This is a genomic window from Nocardioides sp. R-C-SC26, from assembly GCF_021246465.1.
Taxonomy (GTDB): Bacteria; Actinomycetota; Actinomycetes; order Propionibacteriales; family Nocardioidaceae; genus Nocardioides.
Genome location: NZ_JAHRHK010000008.1, coordinates 26,432 through 45,115, shown reverse-complemented (window position 1 = coordinate 45,115; position 18,684 = coordinate 26,432). Strand labels below are relative to the sequence as shown.

The window sequence follows — 18,684 nt, the reverse complement described above, 5'->3', positions numbered from 1 at the left end:
ACGATGCTTCGCCCCCCAAGGTCCGGTTTTCTCGGCCGGCCGAGAAAACCGCACGACTCACGAACGCACCCAGACGGGCGTGGCCGCGACAAGAACGGGGGCCTAGCCTCCCGGCATGCCTCGCCTGCGCCGCACCTCGCCGGACCAGCCGGGTTGGACCCGACGTCGGGCGGGCAAGGGGTTCGTCTACCTCGACGGCGACGGCAATCGCCTGCCGAGCGAGGACGCCGAGCGGGTGAGGTCGCTGGTCATCCCGCCGGCGTGGTCCGACGTCTGGGTCACGCCGTATGACAACGGCCATCTCCAGGCGGTCGGGACCGATGCGGCCGGACGTCGTCAATACCTCTATCACCCCGACTGGCGGGCACGCCGCGACGCCGCGAAGTTCGACCGCATGCTGCTCTTCGGCAAGGGGCTGGTCAAGGCGCGAGAGCGCGTGATGACCGACCTCGGGCGCGAGGGGATGCCGCTCGAACGTGCGTGCGCGGCCGCCGTCCGCCTGCTCGACCTCGGCTACTTCCGGATCGGCAACGACATCTATGCCGATACACACGGTTCCTACGGTCTGACGACGCTCGAGCGCCGCCACGTACGGCGGCACCAGGACAGGTTGGTGTTCGCCTTCGTCGGCAAGTCCGGGGTCGAGCACCGCATCGAGATCGACGACGCCACCGTGATCGAGGCCGTCGACGTGATGCGGCGCCGGCGCTCGAAGGACGATCCGAGTCTCCTCGCCTACCAGGAGAAGCGCAGTTGGCGCTCGATCATGCCGGCGCTGGTCAACTCCTACGTGCGGGAGACGACGGGACTCGAGGCCACCGCCAAGGACTTCCGCACCTGGCACGCCACCGTGCTCGCCGCGGCGGCGCTCGCCGAGACCCAAGAGCCGGGCGAGACCAAGGCCTCGCGCAAGCGCGCGGTGGCAGCGGCGATGAAGGAGGTCTCGGAGTTCCTCGGCAACACCCCGACCCTGGCCCGGTCCTCCTACGTCGACCCGCGCGTCGTCGATGCCTACGAGGAGGGACGCACCATCAGGGCCGCGACCCGTCGCACCTACGACTCTGCCGACGCCCGCCAGGCCGGGCTGGAGCGCGCCACGTTGCGACTGCTCTCGGGCTAGCTGGTCGGGTGCAGGGGTTTCGAGACGGCCTTCGCGCCTCGGACCACCGGCGGAGCCCGGTGCGGGGCTCAGCCCTGCGCGACCACCCAGTCGATGCAGCCGGTCAGGGCCTCGACGTCGGCGGGGTCGACCGCCGGGTACATGGAGATGCGCAGCTGGTTCTGGCCGAGCTTGCGGTACGGCTCGGTGTCGACGATCCCGTTGGCGCGCAGGGTCGCCGCGACCGCCGCGGCGTCCACCGACTCCTCGAAGTTGATCGTGCCGATCACCAGGGATCGGTGCTCGGGGTCGGCGACGTACGGCGTCGCGAACGAGGAGCGCTCCGCCCAGCCGTAGAGCGCATCGGACGACGCCCTCGTGCGCTCGACCATGCCGTCCAGACCGCCGTTCGCGAGCATCCAGTCGAGCTGCTCGGCCATCAGGAAGAGCGTGGCGACCGAGGGCGTGTTGTACGTCTGGTTCTTCGCCGAGTTGTCGATCGCGGTCGGCAGGTCGAAGAAGGCAGGGATGTGGCGGCCGCTCGCGGCGACCTCCGCGGCGCGGTCGAGCGCGGCGGGCGAGAAGGCCGCGAGCCACAGGCCGCCGTCGGAGGCGAAGCACTTCTGCGGCGCGAAGTAGTAGACGTCGCACTCGGCGAGGTCGACGGGCAACCCGCCGGCTCCCGACGTCGCGTCGATCAGCACCAGCGCGTCTTCGGAGGTGGTGCCGGTCGGGCGGACGACGGGCGCCATCACCGCCGTCGACGTCTCGTTGTGGGCCCAGGCGTAGACGTCGACGCCGTCCTCGGCCACCGCGTCCGGGCGGGTTCCGGGGTCGCTCGCGATCACCGTCGGCGTCTCGAGCCACGGTGCGGCCCTGGCCGCGGGGGCGGACTTGGTGGAGAACTCTCCGGACGTCAGGTGCTGGCTGCGCTGGCGGGTCAGGCCGAACGTCGCGACGTCCCAGAACGCGGTGGCGCCGCCGTTGCCCAGCACGATCTCGTAGCCCTCGGGCAGCGAGAACAGGTCGGCGAGCCCCGCGCGCACCCGACCGACGACGTCCTTGACCGGCTTCTGACGGTGCGAGGTGCCCATCAGCGACGTACCCGTGCTCGCCAGCGCGTCGAGATGGGCCGGCTGGATCTTCGACGGGCCGGCGCCGAAGCGTCCATCGGCTGGCAGGAGGTCGGCGGGGATCCGGAGGTCGCTCACGGCCCTATTCTGACAGCGCCATGAGCAGCGCCGCCTCCGATATCCATCCGCTCCGGCTGACGTCGGTCGGCTACGGACACCCCGACGCCGTCGGTCTGATCGCTCGCGTGCAGGCCGAGTACGTCGAGCGGTACGGCAGCCCTGACGAGTCGCCGATCGATCCCCTCATGTTCGACCCGCCCGCCGGCCTGTTCCTGGTCGGCTATCTCGACGATGTCGCGGTGGCCACCGGCGCCTGGCGCCGCAGCGACGTCGTGGCGCTCGGCGCGGCGGCGGTCGCGGAGATCAAGCGGATGTACGTGGTGCCCGAGGTGCGCGGGCGCGGCCTGGCGAGGGTGGTGCTGGCGCGGCTGGAGGCGACGGCCGCCGCGTGCGGCGTCGGTGCCCTCGTGCTGGAGACGGGGCTGCGTCAACCCGAGGCGATCGGGCTCTACGAGAGCAGTGGCTACGTCGAGGTGCCCGGTTTCGGCCACTACGCCGATTCGGAGTTGAGCCGCTGCTACGGCAAGCGGCTCGGCTGAGACTCGTATCGGCGGACGCCGGCCGGGTGGGTCTGGGCTCACGGCCGGTGGATCGGCCGCGTCTGCGGCACGATGACCCCATGCTGTTGCCGATGAAGGTCGCCCAGGGCGTGCGCGCGGGCAGCATCGACCTCGCGTTCCGCAACTGGCGTCGCCAGGACGTGCGGCCGGGGCAGGAGTTCCGTACGAGCGCCGGGGTGGTGCGCGTGGTGGCCGTCGACGTCGTCGACCCGAGCGCGATCTCCGACGCGGACGCCGTCCGCGCGGGATGGCCGGACGCCGTGCGACTGCGCAGACGGCTCGCCCCCGGCGACGACGTCGAGACCTACCGGGTCTCACTCGAGTTCGCCGGCGAGGACCCGCGTATCGCGCTGCGGGAGAGCGCGGACCTGAGTGAGGACGATGTCGCCGACCTGGACCGCCGACTGGAGCGACTCGACCGGGCCAGCAGTTACGGCAGATGGACGCTCGCGACGCTCCGGCTGATCCTCGAGCGGCCGGAGGTGCGGGCCCCCGACCTGGCCGCGTCGTTCGGCCGCGAGACCGCGCCGTTCAAGATCGACGTGCGCAAGCTGAAGAACCTCGGGCTCACCATCAGCCACAGCGTGGGCTACGAGATCTCGCCCCGTGGCGCGGCCTACCTGGCCCGAACGACCCGCACCGACTGACCTTTCGGGCCACCGCCGGAGGCTCAGGAGAGGGAGGGGTGCGCCGATCGGGTTTCGGTGCGACTTCTCTCGGGCTTCCTCCTCGCCCTGACCCTCAGCCTCTCCCCGCTCGGCGCCACGCTGCCCACGGCCGCCGCCGCGCCCGCCGTCGAGGACTATCCGGGCTACCAGCCCGCCAGCCACTGCTCACCGCGACCGCGCGTCGGCACCACGCTGCTGAGCACCTTCATCGTGCGTCGGTACGGCGGCGCGTTCGGCGGCATCTCGCGTCGCTGCGGCGGCAGCACGTCGGAGCACACCGAGGGGCGCGCCTTCGACTGGACCGTCTCGGCCCGTACCGCCGCGGGCCGGGCGACCGCCCGCGCCCTGCTCGACGACCTGTTCGCCACCGACCGGTTCGGCAACGACGATGCGCTCGCGCGGCGGATGGGCGTGATGTACGTGATCTGGAACGACCGGATCTACTCCGCGGGCCGCGGCTATGCGCCCGAGCCCTACCTGAACTCCGCGTGCCGCTCGCGCAAGCGGTGCTCCCAGACCCTGCGCCACCGCGATCACGTGCACATCTCGCTGACCCGGCGCGCGGCCCGCGGCGAGACGTCGTGGTTCGTGCGGCGCCTGCTCGGCGTCGCCCGGTAGGGGCGCGGTCGGCATCGGGGAGCGGTGACCTACTGAGGAAACCGCCGCCAGAGTTCCTCCGTAGGTCACCGCCGCCCGAGCCTGCGGAGACAGACGCCCCCGGCCGCCGCACCCCCCGGGACGCCCCCCCCCGCCCGAGCCTGCGGAGACAGACGCGCCGACCGCCGCAACCCGCGGGTCGCAGCGGCCGGCGCGGTGACGTCGTGCCGGGCGGGCTCAGTTCGCCCAGTCGGCGTTCCAGCCCTCGACGTCGGAGGCCGGGCGGGAGGCGGGGCCGGTGTAGATCGCCGAGGGGCGGATCAGGCGACCGGTCTTCTTCTGCTCCAGGATGTGCGCCGACCAACCACCGGTGCGGGCGCAGGTGAACATCGAGGTGAACATGTTCGCGGGCACCTCGGCGAAGTCGAGCACGATCGCGGCCCAGAACTCGACGTTGGTCTCGAGCACACGGTCGGGACGGCGCTCGCGCAGCTCGGCGAGGGCGGCCTTCTCCAGCTCCTCGGCGACGGCGTAGCGCGGTGCGTCGAGCTCGCGGGCCGTGCGACGCAGCACGCGGGCGCGGGGGTCCTCGGCACGGTAGACGCGGTGGCCGAAGCCCATCAGGCGCTCGCCCGAGTCGAGCAGGCCCTTGACATAGGCGCGGGCGTCACCGGACTTCTCGACGTCCTCGATCATGCCCAGCACGCGTGAGGGCGCGCCGCCGTGCAGCGGGCCGCTCATCGCGCCGATGGCGCCGGAGAAGGCGGCGGCGACGTCGGCACCGGTAGAGGTGATCACGCGGGCGGTGAACGTCGAGGCGTTCATGCCGTGCTCGGCGGCGCTGCTCCAGTAGGCGTCGATCGCCTTGACGTGCTTGGGGTCGGCCTCGCCCTTCCACCGGAGCAGGAACTTCTCGGCCAGGGTCGCGCCCTCGTCGACGACCTTCTGCGGGACGACGGGCCGGTGCAGGCCGCGGGCGGACTGGGCGGCGTAGGAGAGCACCATGACGGCGACGCGGCCGAGGTCCTCGCGCGCCTGCTCGTCGGTGATGTCGTAGGTCTGGCCGAACCCGAAGGCCGGTGCCAGCATCGCGACGGCGGCCTGGACGTCGACGCGCACGTCGCCGGTGTGCACCGGGAGGTTGTAGGGCTCGGCGGGGGCGAGGCCGGGGGTGTAGGACCCGTCGATCAGCAGACCCCACACGTTCTCGAACGGCACGCGGCCGACGATGTCCTCGATGTCGACGCCGCGGTAGCGCAGCGCGGAACCCTCCTTGTCGGGCTCGGCGATCTCCGTCTCGAACGCGACGACGCCCTCAAGGCCGTGGTGTACCTCGGTCATATGCCCTTGCTCCTTCGCAGTGCCCGGCGCCGCTGTCGAGCGGCCGTGGCGGGGGATGGGTGGTTCTTGAGTTCCGGGGACATGGGTGGTCCGCCGGGCATTCTGCCGCACGGCCGAGCGCCCGCCGCGGCGTCCTACTCTGTGGTAATGAATCCGACCGATCTGGCCTCGCTCCGGGAGAACTACGCAGCCGGCGGACTCGAGGAGAGCGATCTCCTGCCCGACCCGCACGCGATGTTCGAGCGGTGGTTCGCCGACGCCGTCTCCGCCGGTATCCACGAGCCGAACGCGATGGTGGTCGCGACGGCGAGTCCCGACGGCGTCCCGTCGTCGCGGTTCGTGCTGCTCAAGGGCTTCGACGAGCGCGGCTGGTGCTTCTACACCAACACCGGTTCACGCAAGGGTGCCGAACTGGCGGCCAACCCGCGGTGCGCTCTGCTCTTCCCCTGGCATCCTCTCGAGCGGCAGGTGCGGGTGGACGGCGTGGCCGAGCCGCTCTCGCCGGAGGAGGTCGAGGCGTACTTCGCGGTGCGTCCCCGCGGTTCCCAGATCGGGGCCTGGGCCTCCCCGCAGTCGACCGTCGTCGAGGACCGTGGCGCCCTGGCTGCTTCGTACGCGGAGGAGGAGCGCCGCTTCGCCGGTCAGGACGACGTACCGGTGCCGCCGGCCTGGGGCGGCTACCGCGTGCGCGCCGAGGCGGTGGAGTTCTGGCAGGGGCGACCCGGCCGGATGCATGACCGCCTGGTCTACCGGCGCTCGGACGACGGGTGGGACGTCGTCAGGCTCGCGCCGTAGGGGCCGGCATGCGGCGGATCCGGACCTCGCGAAGCGGATCAGCGGGGGCTGAGCTCGCGGAGGCTGGCGGCGACGGCGACGGGCGCCTCGTGGGTGGTCCAGTGCCCGATTCCTTCGAGGAGTTCCAGCCGGGCCCGGGGGAGGCGGTCGGCGAAGGCGTGTGCGGATGCCGGCGTGCAGTAGGGGTCCTCGACCCCGAACAGCACGACGGCCGGCACGTCGAGTGAGCGCAGCCCGCGCCGTGTGCTCTTGATGGTGCCGGTGCTGCGCGGGTACGAGCCCCACACGGCGGCGGCCGCTCGGCGAGCGTCGGGATCCTCGTAGGGCTGCCACAAGGTGGCGATCTCCTCCCGGGAGAGCCGCGCGCCGGCCGCGTGCTGGATGGCCGCACCGAAGGTGCGCACATCGAGCATCCGACGAACCAGCCGCTGCCCGAGCACCGGCACCGCAGCGACGACGGCGGGCCGGGGCGGCTTGAAGTGCTCGATGAACACGGTGGTGTTGAGCACCAGCAGCGCTCGCAGCCGCTCGGGATGGTCGAGCGCCCAGGCGAGCCCGATCGGCCCTCCGATGTCGTGCACGGCCAGCGTCACGGCGCAGGTCGTGCCGAGGTAGGCGTCCGCGGCGGCGCCGAGCCAGCCGGCCAGCGACCCCAGGCTGTAGTCGAAGCGTCGCGGCTTGGCCGACTCCCCGAAGCCGGGAAGGTCCATCACCACGAGTCGCACGTCGTCCCCGAGGTCGGCCGCGACCGCCTCCCAACTGCGCGAGCTCTCCGGGATGCCGTGCACGCCGAGCGCCACCGGGAGGTCGTCGCGCCCGGGCGCGGAGTCGCGGAGCGCCAGGCGGAGCGTGCGGCCCTGGTGGGTGACGTCGAGCCGGTGCAGTTCGAAGGTCATCGCGATCAGCCCATCGACGCCGGGGCATGGCAGCCGACGGCGCGGACCGCGTCGGCTGGGGTGGCGAGGTAGCGGGTCCGGGGGTAGTAGCGCCCCATCTGCTCCCGCTCGCGTCCCGGTGTGACCTGCTGGATGGCGTGGCGGAAGCCGGGTTCGGGGAGCATGTTGCGTAGGAGCAGCACGGTCTGGTGCAGCGGTCCGGACGGCAACCAGGCGACGCCGCACTCGGTGCGCGCGTTGGCGGGGCGGGCGGCGGCGGTGGAGACCATGATCGTGAAGCGCCGCTGGGCATCGAGCGGCACGAGGTCGTCGTTGACACACGCGTAGTACTGCGAGAGCAGGTTCTCGGTACACAGCGACCAGTAGCGCAGTTGGCCGCTCCCCATCGTGCGTTGACCCTGACGGGTGTGGACGACGGTGGGCATGGTGCCGCGGATGAGCACGACGGAGCCGTGATCACCCGACGTCGTCGCGGAGATGTACTTGTTGTCGACGTTCTCCCCGAAGCCTCCGGTGGGCAGCAGGCTCGACGTCGGCCCGCGCAAGGGACCGTTGAGCGGGTTCAGCACGTCGTTGCTGGTGACGAGGTCGACCAGTGCCGTCGGCAGGTTCACGAACTTGCTCCATACCGGCGTCGCCGGCGCCCCCAGGCTCGGCAGCCCGAGCGTCTGGCCAGGGGTCGTCTCGACACCGGCGTTGGCCAGCGTCACGGTGACGCCGAGATCGGGCAGCTGGACGTCGGGGCAGGCCGGGTAGGCGAACACCTTCTCGCCGTCAGCGCTGTACACGTCGACGGCGGGGAGGGGGACGTCGCCGGTCAGGTCGCGGCCCAGGTCCGGCTCGTAGATCCGGTACGCCACGTTGGTGGTGATCGAGGTCTTGCCGCCGTTGGCGGTGTAGATCGTGTTCGCGGGCACCCCCCTGCCGGGCTTGGGGCCGTTGACGACGGCGACGGTGTAGTCGCGTCGCGCGACGTCGCGGCGGGCGCCCGCCGTGAACGGGTTGCGCGAGCCGCGATCTGGTCGGATCTGGGCGTCGTGGATGGCGTCGATCGCCTCCGTGGTCTGGGTGTAGGTGTTGAAGGAGGCGTAGCGGGCGTAGGGGAAGGCCCCCTTGATCTCGGCACGCCCGCCGGGCGGGATCGGCATCAGCGCCACCCAGTAGCGGGCCGCCTCGTCGGGGTAGAGCGCGTTGACCTGGTCTCCGGAGATCTCCAGCGTCCATGCGCACGACGCCGTGGCCGCCTCGGCCCGAGGGCCGGCGAGCCCCGCGAGCCCGAGCGGCGCAGCGAGGAGCGCCACCACGTTCGCGAGCACGAGAGCGGCCCCACCGGCGCGACGTCGTCGCGGGGCGGGTCGGTGCGAGGCACCACCTGGCAGGGGGAGCGGCATGACGGACCTTCCGAATCCAGACACGTTGTGTGACGCTGTGTCACATGATGGTCCATGGTGACGACGGTCACGGTTCCGCGCAAGGGGTCGGGGCGACGAATCGGCCGAACCCGGGGAAGGCGGATCCGTCAGCGGAGCGCCGGGACCTCGCCTCCGAGCAGGTGGTCGATGGCGCCGAGCCAGACGGCGGTCAGCGCGTCGGTGGCGCGCGTGATGTCGGCACGTGTGGTGCTCACGCCGGAGCCGAAGCAGTCCAGCAGGTAGCCGACGTTCATCAGCACGAGTGCGCGGACGGCGTCACGGCGCGAGGGATCGGTGACACCGATCTGGCGCGCGCTCAGATCCGTGAAGCGGCCGACCAGCGTGCGGACGACGGCCTCGGCGCGATCGTCGTACGCCGTGGCGTCGTGGGCCGCGCGCATGAGGGGGCCGTGTGCGGCGAAGGAGATCGCGAGCGGCTCCAGCCCGCCACGCACCCGAGCCTCGATCGACGTAGCGCCGGCGACGGTGTCGCGTTGAAGGTCGAGCAGGTCGGTGAAGATGGGCTCCGCGACGCGGGTCACGAGATCGAAGAGGTCGTCGAAGTGGCGGTAGAACGCAGTACGGGTGAGGCCAGCGGCCTCCATGACGTCCTCGATGGAGAGCTCGCGCACGCGTCGGGTACGCAGCAGCTCCTCGGCCGCGGCCACGATGCGCCCACGCGTCTCGCCGCGCTGGCGGCGCTGCTCGGTGCGGTGGGTCGACGTCGCCATGGGGAGCACAGTACGGCTGTCCGCTCGCGACGCACGGCGTGGCGAGGCCGGGCGGTCGCGGCGCTGTCGACGCTCTGCATGGCGACCACGATGGTCGTGGGTGCGCTCGGAGCCGCCCCGGGCGGGGTGGCCGCCGTCACCTCTCCCGCGGCCTCGGCGGGCAGTCCGGCGACCCGGCCGACCTGCCGCACGCCGAAGGCGCCGCACGAGCCGCCCTGCAACCCGCACCTCTCGGCGTCGGGCTGGGGCGCCAGCCACCGCAACTCCTACGCGTCGGGGTCATCGCCCCACCCGGCACCTTCACCGGGTGATCGCGTGGTGCGCGACCGGATCGACTTCCCGGCCACGCCTACCGGTGCGCCGATCACGGTCACGTTCTCCTCCCGGTACCCCGACGGGCGACGGGTGGCGTGGGCCTCCACCGTGGTGCAGTCGGCGGTCTACAAGATCGACGTCGACACCGGCGCCGTCATCGACAGCGTCGTCACCCCGCCCACGCCGTCGACGATCGGCATCTCCGGCGCCTACAACCTGCTCGATCGCGAGGACCACTTCTTCGTCGGCCGCTCCGGCACGATCGAGGTGTACGGCGACCGCACGCCGGGGCGGCGCACCTCGCCCATCCGCAGGCTCGGTGCGCTCACCCTCCCGGCTCGGGCGCGCTGCGGCTCGGAGGACCGCCTCGTGGGCATCACGATGACCTACGACGGTCAGGTCGCCTTCGCCACCGAGCGGGGCGTCGTGGGGGTCGTCCCCCGAGACCTGCGCCGCTTCGACACCGCACACCTGCGTGTGCTCAATCTCAACGCCGGGCGGTGCGCGGCACCGGATGAGGACCTGGAGATCGTGTCCAACTCGATCTCGGCCGACGAGCACGGCGGCATCTACGTGGTGACCTCGCAGCGGATGAACCGGGTGCAGTGGGACGGCGAGCGGCTGCGGCTGGGCTGGAAGGCTCGCTACAACGTCGGTCCCGCGCCGTCCGGGGTGCGTCTCGGGGCGGGGTCGGGCTCCACGCCGGACGTGATGGGCACCGGGGCCGATCGGGACCGCTTCGTGGTCATCACCGACGGTGGACCGCTGATGAACCTGGTGCTGCTCTGGCGCGACAAGATCCCCTCGGACTGGAAGCCGGTCGCGCCCGGCCTGGACCGTCGCATCGCATGCCAGGTGCCGGTGACGTTCGGCGACCCGCGGGCCACCCGGACCATCTCCGAGCAGTCGGTGCTGACCAGTGGGTACTCCAGTGTGATCGTCAACAACAGTCTGCGCGGCGAGGAGCTGCTCGACGCGGTGCCTGCGCGGCTGCGTCCCGCCGTCGCGGCCGAGATGGGCGGCAACCCGCTCTTCGCGCCCTATGGCATGCAGCGCATCGACTGGCTGCCGGGCAAGCGGACGTGTGCCGTGCGGTGGGTCAACCGCACCGTGTCGATCCCGAATGCGATCCCGACGCTGAGCACCGAGTCGGGCCTGGTCTACGGGCAGGGGCAGCGCAACGGGTTGTGGGGACTGGAGGGCGTGAGTCTGCGCACCGGCCGCAGCGTGCTGTGGGTGCCCTCGACGCCCCTGCCGAACGGCAACTCCTTCTATGCCGCCACCGAGGTCGGCCCCGCGGGCGCGATCTGGCAGGGCACCAGCGGCGGGATCGACGTCTACCGGGGGCCCTGACGGCCGGTGGTGGTGAATCTCCCGGCGGCCAACCCACTTGCTGAGTGAGCGCTCACTCACTTACGCTGACGGAGTGACAGGCAGGAGTGGGACGACGCGCGTGCGGGCGCGGCGGATGACACCGGAACGACGGCGTGAGCAGCTGGTCGACGTCACCCTGCGCCTGCTGCGGGAGCACGGCATGGGGGTCACGACACGGCAGATCGCCGAGGCCGCCGGCATCGCCGAGGGCACGATCTTCCGGGTCGTGGAGACCAAGGAGGAGCTCGTCGACGCTGCGATCATGCGTGCCTTCGAGCCTCGCGCGCTGGTCGAACGGCTCCAGGAGATCGACGGCGGCCAGCCGCTGCGCGATCGCCTGCTCGTGATGGTCTCGGTGCTGCAGCAGCGCTTCCGGGCGACGTTCTTCCTGATGCAGAAGGTCGGGCTCGTGCGCCCGCCCCAGCACCTGCACGACAGCGCCGAGGCCGACGCCTGGCGAGCGGAGCAGCATCGCCTGATGGTCGCCGTCGTCGGCAGCGACGCCGACCGGCTGCGGGTCCCCGTCGACCAGTTCTGCCACACCCTGCGCCTGCTGACGTTCGCCGGCAGCCACCAGACGATCGCCGACGGGCACCTCCTCAGCCCCGAGGAGATCGTCGACACCGCGCTCTACGGACTGCTCGACGCGTCGGGCTCCGACTCCGACACCCACACTGCCCCCGCGCTCGACGCGACGGCCCACGCGAAGGTGGACTCCTGATGCTGATCCGACTCCTCCGGGAACGCCTGGTTCCCTACCGTCGCTGGCTCGCCGTCGTCGTCGGCCTCCAGTTCGTCAGCGTGCTGGCGATGCTCTACCTGCCGAGCCTGAACGCCGAGATCATCGACGACGGCGTGGCCACCGGCGACACGGCGATGATCTGGCGTCTGGGTGGGGAGATGCTCGCCATCTCGGTCGCCCAGATCTGCGCGAGCATCGGCGCGGCCTGGTTCGGCGCCCGCGCCGCGGCCGCCTTCGGCCGTGACCTGCGCCGCGATCTCTTCCACCGCATCGGCGGCTACTCCACCCGCGAGGTGCAGCAGTTCGGCGCACCGTCGCTGATCACCCGCACCACCAACGACGTCCAGCAGGTGCAGATGATCGTGGTGATGGGGAGCCTGATCGCCGCCTCCGCTCCGATCATGATGATCGGCGGCGTGATCATGGCGCTGCGCGAGGACGCCGGTCTCGGCTGGATCCTCGCCGTCGTGGTGCCGGTGCTACTGCTCTCCGTCGGCTTCCTGGTCACCCGGATGATCCCCGGGTTCCGCTCGATGCAGGCGAGGATCGACGAGGTGAACCGCGTGCTGCGCGAGCAGATCACGGGGATCCGGGTGGTCCGTGCCTTCGTGCGCGAGCCGTACGAGAACGAGCGCTTCGCCGTCGCCAACCGCGACCTCACCGGCGACGCCGTGCGCGCCGGCAGGTGGCAGGCCACGATGTTCCCGATGGTGATGCTGGTGGTGAACGTCGCCAGCGTCGCCGTCATCTGGTTCGGCGGTCACCGGGTCGACGACGGCGCGGTCGGCGTCGGCGCGCTCACCGCCTTCCTCTCCTACCTGATGCAGATCCTGATGTCGGTGATGATGGCGACGTTCATGCTCATGCAGGTGCCCCGCGCCGCCGTCTGCGCCGACCGCATCGCCGAGGTGCTCGCCACCGACACCTCCGTCGTCCGGCCGGCCCAGCCTCGCCTGCCCGACCCCGCCCTGCGCGGCCACCTCGACCTCGACGACGTCGTCTTCACCTATCCCGGCGCCGCCGATCCCGTGCTCGACGGCGTCAGCCTGCGGGTGCGCCCCGGGCAGACGGTCGCGGTGATCGGCTCGACCGGCGCCGGGAAGTCGACGTTGGTCAACCTGGTGCCGCGGCTCTTCGACGCCACGTCGGGCACCGTCGCCGTGGCCGGGGTGCCGGTCGACGCCCTCGACGAGGAGTCGTTGTGGGCCGAACTCGGACTGGTGCCCCAACGCGCGTACCTGTTCACCGGCACGATCCGCACGAACCTCCAGTACGGCAAGGCGGATGCGACCGAGGATGAGATGTGGGACGCCCTGGCGATCTCCCAGGCGCGCGACTTCGTCGAGGCGCTCCCGCAGGGGCTGGACGCGCCGGTCGCCCAGGGTGGCACCAACTTCTCGGGCGGTCAGCGTCAGCGTCTGGCGATCGCGCGCGCCGTCGTGCGCCGTCCGGGGCTCTACCTGTTCGACGACTCCTTCTCCGCGCTCGACCTCGCCACCGACGCCCGGCTGCGCGCGGCGCTGCGGCCCGTGACGGCACAGGCCGGCGTGGTCGTCGTCGCCCAGCGCGTCAGCACGATCCGCGACGCCGACGAGATCGTCGTCCTGGAGCACGGGCGCGTCGTCGGGCGGGGCCGGCACGAGGAACTGCTCGCCGCCTGCGGCACGTATGCCGAGATCGTGGATTCCCAGCTCAGCGCCGAGGAGGTGGCGTGATGGCGAAGGACGCGACGGCCGCCCAGCAGTCGCCGGGCAAGGGGAAGGCGCTCCAGGCCACCGAACGCATCGAGGCGCCCACGGGCGGGCCCGGCCGCGGCCCGATGGGTGGTGGCATGGTGGGTCAGAAGGCGATGGACTTCGGCCCGTCGGCCCGTCGCCTGATGACGCGCATGCGGCCCGAGCGTTGGTCGGCGATCGCCGTGCTGGTGCTCACCGCGGGCAGCGTGGGCCTGATGGCGATCGGGCCGCGGGTGCTCGGACACGCCACGGACCTGGTCTTCTCCGGCTTGATCGGCAAGCAGATCCCGGTCGGCACGCCGGAGAGCCAGTGGCCCGACGCCGTCCGGGGCCAGGACGTCGTGCCCGGGCAGGGCGTCGACTTCGGCGCCGTCGGCGAGACCTTGATGTGGGTGCTGGCCGTCTACCTCGGCGCCTCGCTGCTGAGCTGGGTCGCGGGGCTGGTGCTGAATGTCGTGGTCCAGCGCACGATCTTCCGGCTGCGTCAGGACGTCGAGGAGAAGATCCACCGTCTGCCGCTGGGCTACTTCGACCGATCGCCGCGAGGCGAGCTGCTCAGCCGCGTCACCAACGACATCGACAACGTGTCTCAGAGCCTGCAGCAGACGATGAGCCAACTGCTCTCCTCGCTCATCACGGTGGTGGCGGTGCTGGCGATGATGCTGTGGATCTCGCCGCTGCTGGCGCTCGTCGCCGTCGTGGCGGTGCCGGCGTCGCTGTTCGCGAGTCGCGCCGTGATGAAGCGGTCGCAGGGCCAGTTCGTCGCGCAGTGGCGCACCACGGGGCGGCTGAACGCCCACATCGAGGAGGCATTCAGCGGCCATGCACTGGTCAAGGTCTTCGGCCGTCAGGCCGAGTCCGAGCGGCTCTTCGCCGAGCAGAACGACAGCCTCTACGAGGTCGGCTTCAAGGCCCAGTTCCTCAGTGGACTGATCATGCCGACGATGATGTTCATCGGGAACATCACCTACGTGGTCGTCGCCGTCGTCGGTGCGCTACGCGTCACCAGCGGGTCGCTCACGCTGGGCGAGGTGCAGGCGTTCATCCAGTACACGCGCCAGTTCAACCAGCCGCTGACGACGGTGGCGTCGATGACGAACCTCCTGCAGTCCGGCGTCGCCTCCGCCGAGCGGGTCTTCGAGCTGCTCGACGCCGAGGAGGAGCCGGCCTCCCCCGGTCGGGTGCGCGACGAGTCCTCCGCGGCAGCGGTGCGCGGCGCGGTGGACTTCGACGACGTCGCGTTCTCCTACGAGGCGGATCGTCCGCTCATCACCGGCCTCACGCTGGCGGCCCGTCCGGGCGAGACGGTGGCGATCGTCGGGCCGACCGGCGCCGGCAAGACCACCCTGGTGAACCTGATCATGCGCTTCTACGACGTCGACGGCGGCACGATCCGCATCGACGGCGTCGACGTCGCCACGCTCTCGCGCGCGGAGCTGCGCAGCCGGATCGGGATGGTGCTCCAGGACACCTGGCTCTTCCGCGGCACCATCGGCGAGAACATCGCCTACGGTCGCCCCGGCGCGAGCGAGGAGGACGTCGTCGCGGCTGCGCGCGCCACCTACGTCGACCGTTTCGTCCGGTCCCTGCCCGACGGCTACGACACCGTCGTCGACGAGGAGGGCTCCAACCTCTCGGCCGGTGAGCGGCAGTTGGTCACGATCGCCCGCGCCTTCCTCACCGACCCGGCGTTGCTGATCCTCGACGAGGCCACCAGTTCTGTCGACACTCGCACCGAGCTGCTGCTGCAGCAGGCGATGGCGGCGCTGCGCGCCGATCGCACCTCGTTCGTCATCGCGCACCGTCTGTCCACCATCCGCGACGCCGACCTGATCGTCGTCATGGAGGACGGCGCGATCGCCGAGCAGGGCACCCACGCGGAGCTCGTCGACGCCGATGGTGCCTACGCGCGCCTCTACCGGTCGCAGTTTGCCGCTCCGGCCGAATCGGAGGAGTGACGCCGGTCACACTACTGTGACACGCTGTCGCAGTGACTCCCTCTGCTCCCGGGCGCCGCCGGTCGACGCTCGTCACCCTGCTGCCGTTGGCCCTCGCCCTCGTGCTCTCCACCGCCGGGCTCGTCGCGACGCCGGCGAGCCAGGCCGAGGTTCGGATGCGGATCGCGATGGGCGACGGCGTCACGCTCGCGGCGACGCTCGACGGCGCCTCGGGTGCGCCGGTCGCGCTGCCGGCGCGACCGACGGTCGTGGAGTTCACGCCCTACGGCGCGCTCGGCGCCAGCTACGACGTCCCGGGCGACTACCACTACCTGGTGGTGCAGATCCGGGGCACCGGCGACAGCAATGGATCCTTCGATGCCCTGGGCCCACGTTCTCAGCGCGACGTCGTGGAGGCGCTGCGCTGGGCATGCGACCAGCCGTGGAGCAACGGGCGCCTCGCCGTCGCCGGGTTCTCGGCCAGCGCGATCATGATCTTCAACTCGCTGCACCAGGACTTGCCGTGCGTGGAGGCGGCCGTGCTGCGCTCGGGCACCTTCGAGCTCTACCGCGACCTGCTGGTGCCGGGTGGGATCCCCAACACCGCAGCTGGTCTGGCGGTGCTGGCGATGATCGGGGCCCCGGCGCTGATGGCCGCTCCGGACCGTCTCCGCCGCGACCCCCTCTCCGGCCTGGCCGCCGTCTACGGGATGGCCTACGCCGGCTTCCATGCCGGGTTGCTGCACCCGACCCTCGACGCCTGGTGGCGCGAGCGCGGCTTCCGGGGAGACGTGAATTCGCTGCCGACCCTCTTCCTCGACGGCGCCTTCGACGTCGAGCCGCGCGGTGACTACCAGGGTTTCCAGGCCCTGCGGGAGCAGGGCGCGGATCCGCAGCTGCTCGTGGTGGGTGCCCACGACGGCGCACCGGGGGGCACCGACAACGGTCAGCGCGGCATCGAGCGATGGCTGGCGCGCTACCTGCTCGACGTCGACAACGGCGTCGAGGACGAGCCGGCGGTGCAGATGCTGCTCGCCGACGGTGACCGCGAGGACATGCTCGCCGGACGTTTCGTCCGCTACGAGGCGGACGAGTGGCCGGCGGCGGGCACCATGTGGCAGACGCTGTGGCTCGATGCCGAGCGCGCCGGAACGACGAGGTCGATCAACGACGGCTCGTTGGTGCCGATCCGCGCTGCTCGTGGGCGCACCCAGAGCTATCTCGCTGCGCCCTCGCTGACGACCGCGACCGACCCGAACATCACCGGAACCATCAGCGGCGGTCCCGACGGCGGCCTGAACCAGCTGCTCACCTATCTTCCGTTCCTCAGCGACATGGATCTGACGAACCTCACCGGGCTGACCTTCACGAGCGCTCCACTGAGCGAGGACGTCGTCTCGGTCGGGCCGGCGAACCTGGTGCTGCGGATGTCGAGCCTGCTCCCGACGACGAACGTGTGGGCCGTGATCTCCGACGTCGATCCGAGCGGCACCGCGCATCCGATGACCGTGGGCCGGCTCAACACCGCGTACCCCGGTGTGGTCACGGCGAAGTCGCTGGTGCGCGATGGCCAGATCGTGCAGCCCTACGGCGACTACAGCCGGTCGCGGCCCGCTGTTCCCGGCGTCGCGCGCAACTACCAGGTCGAGTTCTGGCCGGTGGCGAACCGCTTCAAGAAGGGCCACCGCGTCCAGCTCTCGATCGTCGGTCCCTCGGCGACGATGTTCCCCTCGTTGCCGTCGCTGAACAACGTGACCATCGGGGGCGCCCAGGGCTCACGGCTGCTCTTCCCGGTGGCGCCCGCGAGCGGCGTCGTCACCGCGCCCGCTGGTTGAGGGCGTCGGCGTCCTGCGCGGCGGGCGTGGTCGGCCGGCGGGGGCGGCGCGTCGCCGCGACGACGTCCGCGGGTGGCCATGCGCCGCCGCGCGCCGCCGCGGCCAAACCCCTTGAGTGCCGGCTCGACCACGCCCGCGCTCCGGACGCCGACGCCCCGGTCGATGAGGTCGCCCTGCGACCGTCTCGAGACCTCAGGTCGTCGAGCCGTGCCTTCCCGCGCCGGCGCTGAACCGGGCGGCTCCGTCGAGGGTCTCGCCGCTGCCGATCACGGCGGTGCCGTGGCGCCACTCGTTGCGCCAGGCGTCCTCCTCGGAGAGGTCCCACTGCTCCAGGGCCGAGAGTCGGTCGTGGCGTAGGCACTCCTGAGGGAGCGCGGCGAGCTCGTGCGCCAGGGCGACGGCGACCGGCAACGCCTCACCCGGCTCGGTGAGGCGATTGACCAGGCCGATCCGTTCGGCCTCGACCCCGTCGATACCGCGTCCGGTGAGGATCAGGTCCATCGCGCGGCTGTGACCGATGAGGCGGGGGAGCCGTACGGTGCCGAGGTCGATGAGAGGCACGCCGAAACGTCGGCAGTAGACGCCGAAGACGGCATCGCGGGCGGCCACACGCAGGTCGGCCCACAGCGCCAGTTCCAGCCCACCGGCGACAGCGGGACCCTCGATCGCAGCGATCACCGGCTTCATGGTGCGCATGCGGGTCGGCCCCATCGGGCCGCGCCCCTCGCCGCCCTCGGCCGATGCGTCGGCTCGATCGCCGGCGGCGAGGGCCTGCAGGTCCGCGCCGGCGCAGAAGACGCCGTCGCTGCCGGTCAGCACGATCGCCGCGACTCCGGGATCGGTGTCGGCGCGCTCGACGGCGTCGGCGAGCGCCGTCGCCGTCGCGCTGTCGACGGCGTTGCGCCGCTGCGGTCGGTCGATGGTCACGATCGCGACGGCACCGTCACGGGCCTGCTGCACGCTCGGACGTGGAGTGGTCATGCCCGCACCGTACGAGGTGGGGCCCGGTAAGAGGTTCCACCAGCAGGGCAGATGCCGGCTGGGCGCCGCCCCAGCGCGCACCTGAGCACCAACTCGGGCGTCGCCGTGCCTCCGGCACGGCTCCCTCCTCGGCGGCACTCCTGCACGCACTGGAACGACGCCCACCTCGACAGCCCCTACTGGCGGAACCTCTAATTCCCTTGTCGCCGCGAAACCCGCGGCGTACCGTCGAAGGACACGAGAAGGGAGGTGGTCCGAACACATGATTTCTCAACGGACGCGTGAGGTGGTTGTCCGCTAGGCGGACCCCACAACGGGACCGCTGGCGAATTCCAGTCAGCCACCCGACCCCCAGGTGATCCGGGACGTCGTCCCTCCCGGAGAGGCCGCCGCGAACCGCACGATGTGCGGTCGAGGGCCGCCACACCTGGGGGTCGTTCACTTTCCGGAGGCGCGCCGGCTTGATGGAATA

At 71.5% G+C, this 18,684-nt stretch carries 16 protein-coding genes; 10 read left to right on the top strand and 6 right to left on the bottom strand.

Going from position 1 to position 18,684, the window contains the following annotated elements; genetic code table 11:
- Window positions 1-115 precede the first annotated feature (115 nt).
- Complete coding sequence (locus KSO97_RS09230) at window positions 116-1,120, top strand: DNA topoisomerase IB (protein ID WP_232678180.1); 1,005 nt, start codon at window positions 116-118, stop codon at window positions 1,118-1,120.
- A 68-nt stretch (window positions 1,121-1,188) separates the two neighbouring features.
- Here KSO97_RS09230 and serC read toward each other — a convergent pair whose 3' ends face one another.
- The gene (serC, locus tag KSO97_RS09225) at window positions 1,189-2,310 is read right to left on the bottom strand and encodes a phosphoserine transaminase (protein ID WP_232678179.1); all 1,122 of its coding nucleotides are present in this window, start codon (window positions 2,308-2,310) and stop codon (window positions 1,189-1,191) included.
- A 20-nt stretch (window positions 2,311-2,330) separates the two neighbouring features.
- On the opposite strand from serC, the gene KSO97_RS09220 reads away from it, so the two are divergent.
- The 3 genes from KSO97_RS09220 to KSO97_RS09210 all read left to right on the top strand — a co-directional run bounded on the left by KSO97_RS09220 (window position 2,331) and on the right by KSO97_RS09210 (window position 4,138).
- Window positions 2,331-2,831, top strand: coding sequence for a GNAT family N-acetyltransferase (locus KSO97_RS09220; protein ID WP_232678178.1), 501 nt, complete (start codon window positions 2,331-2,333; stop codon window positions 2,829-2,831).
- Between the two features lie 80 nt (window positions 2,832-2,911).
- The gene (locus KSO97_RS09215; RefSeq protein ID WP_232678177.1) at window positions 2,912-3,499 is read left to right on the top strand and encodes a hypothetical protein; all 588 of its coding nucleotides are present in this window, start codon (window positions 2,912-2,914) and stop codon (window positions 3,497-3,499) included.
- 57 nt (window positions 3,500-3,556) lie between these two features.
- The gene (locus tag KSO97_RS09210) at window positions 3,557-4,138 is read left to right on the top strand and encodes a hypothetical protein (protein ID WP_232678176.1); all 582 of its coding nucleotides are present in this window, start codon (window positions 3,557-3,559) and stop codon (window positions 4,136-4,138) included.
- Window positions 4,139-4,354: 216 nt separating this feature from the next.
- Here KSO97_RS09210 and KSO97_RS09205 read toward each other — a convergent pair whose 3' ends face one another.
- Window positions 4,355-5,458 (bottom strand): citrate synthase 2, encoded by a 1,104-nt coding sequence (locus tag KSO97_RS09205; RefSeq protein ID WP_232678175.1) that lies wholly within the window; start codon window positions 5,456-5,458, stop codon window positions 4,355-4,357.
- A gap of 147 nt (window positions 5,459-5,605) precedes the next feature.
- Between KSO97_RS09205 and pdxH the strand changes: the two genes are divergently transcribed.
- Complete coding sequence (gene pdxH / locus KSO97_RS09200; RefSeq protein WP_232678174.1) at window positions 5,606-6,253, top strand: pyridoxamine 5'-phosphate oxidase; 648 nt, start codon at window positions 5,606-5,608, stop codon at window positions 6,251-6,253.
- Between the two features lie 38 nt (window positions 6,254-6,291).
- Here the strand turns inward: pdxH and KSO97_RS09195 are convergent, their stop codons facing one another.
- From KSO97_RS09195 to KSO97_RS09185, 3 genes are all read right to left on the bottom strand, one after another.
- Window positions 6,292-7,149: an alpha/beta fold hydrolase gene (locus tag KSO97_RS09195; protein WP_232678173.1), complete on the bottom strand. Its 858-nt coding sequence runs from the start codon at window positions 7,147-7,149 to the stop codon at window positions 6,292-6,294.
- A 5-nt stretch (window positions 7,150-7,154) separates the two neighbouring features.
- On the bottom strand, window positions 7,155-8,540 hold the full coding sequence (locus KSO97_RS09190; protein ID WP_232678172.1) for a hypothetical protein: 1,386 nt from the start codon (window positions 8,538-8,540) through the stop codon (window positions 7,155-7,157).
- Window positions 8,541-8,668: 128 nt separating this feature from the next.
- On the bottom strand, window positions 8,669-9,292 hold the full coding sequence (locus KSO97_RS09185; RefSeq protein WP_232678171.1) for a TetR/AcrR family transcriptional regulator: 624 nt from the start codon (window positions 9,290-9,292) through the stop codon (window positions 8,669-8,671).
- A gap of 78 nt (window positions 9,293-9,370) precedes the next feature.
- Between KSO97_RS09185 and KSO97_RS09180 the strand changes: the two genes are divergently transcribed.
- The 5 genes from KSO97_RS09180 to KSO97_RS09160 all read left to right on the top strand — a co-directional run bounded on the left by KSO97_RS09180 (window position 9,371) and on the right by KSO97_RS09160 (window position 17,231).
- Window positions 9,371-10,960, top strand: coding sequence for a hypothetical protein (locus KSO97_RS09180; protein WP_232678170.1), 1,590 nt, complete (start codon window positions 9,371-9,373; stop codon window positions 10,958-10,960).
- A gap of 73 nt (window positions 10,961-11,033) precedes the next feature.
- Window positions 11,034-11,702: a TetR/AcrR family transcriptional regulator gene (locus KSO97_RS09175; protein WP_232678169.1), complete on the top strand. Its 669-nt coding sequence runs from the start codon at window positions 11,034-11,036 to the stop codon at window positions 11,700-11,702.
- A complete protein-coding gene (locus KSO97_RS09170; RefSeq protein ID WP_232678168.1) occupies window positions 11,702-13,438 on the top strand; it encodes an ABC transporter ATP-binding protein in 1,737 nt (578 codons plus the stop codon). The genes KSO97_RS09175 and KSO97_RS09170 overlap by 1 nt, the downstream gene beginning before the upstream one ends.
- On the top strand, window positions 13,438-15,417 hold the full coding sequence (locus tag KSO97_RS09165) for an ABC transporter ATP-binding protein (RefSeq protein WP_269782253.1): 1,980 nt from the start codon (window positions 13,438-13,440) through the stop codon (window positions 15,415-15,417). Before KSO97_RS09170 ends, KSO97_RS09165 begins: the two co-directional genes overlap by 1 nt.
- A gap of 32 nt (window positions 15,418-15,449) precedes the next feature.
- Window positions 15,450-17,231 carry a CocE/NonD family hydrolase gene (locus KSO97_RS09160; protein ID WP_232678166.1) on the top strand — a complete coding sequence of 594 codons (1,782 nt, stop codon included), beginning with the start codon at window positions 15,450-15,452 and terminating at the stop codon, window positions 17,229-17,231.
- Between the two features lie 192 nt (window positions 17,232-17,423).
- Here KSO97_RS09160 and KSO97_RS09155 read toward each other — a convergent pair whose 3' ends face one another.
- Window positions 17,424-18,212 (bottom strand): crotonase/enoyl-CoA hydratase family protein, encoded by a 789-nt coding sequence (locus KSO97_RS09155; protein ID WP_232678165.1) that lies wholly within the window; start codon window positions 18,210-18,212, stop codon window positions 17,424-17,426.
- Between the last annotated feature and the right edge of the window lie 472 nt (window positions 18,213-18,684).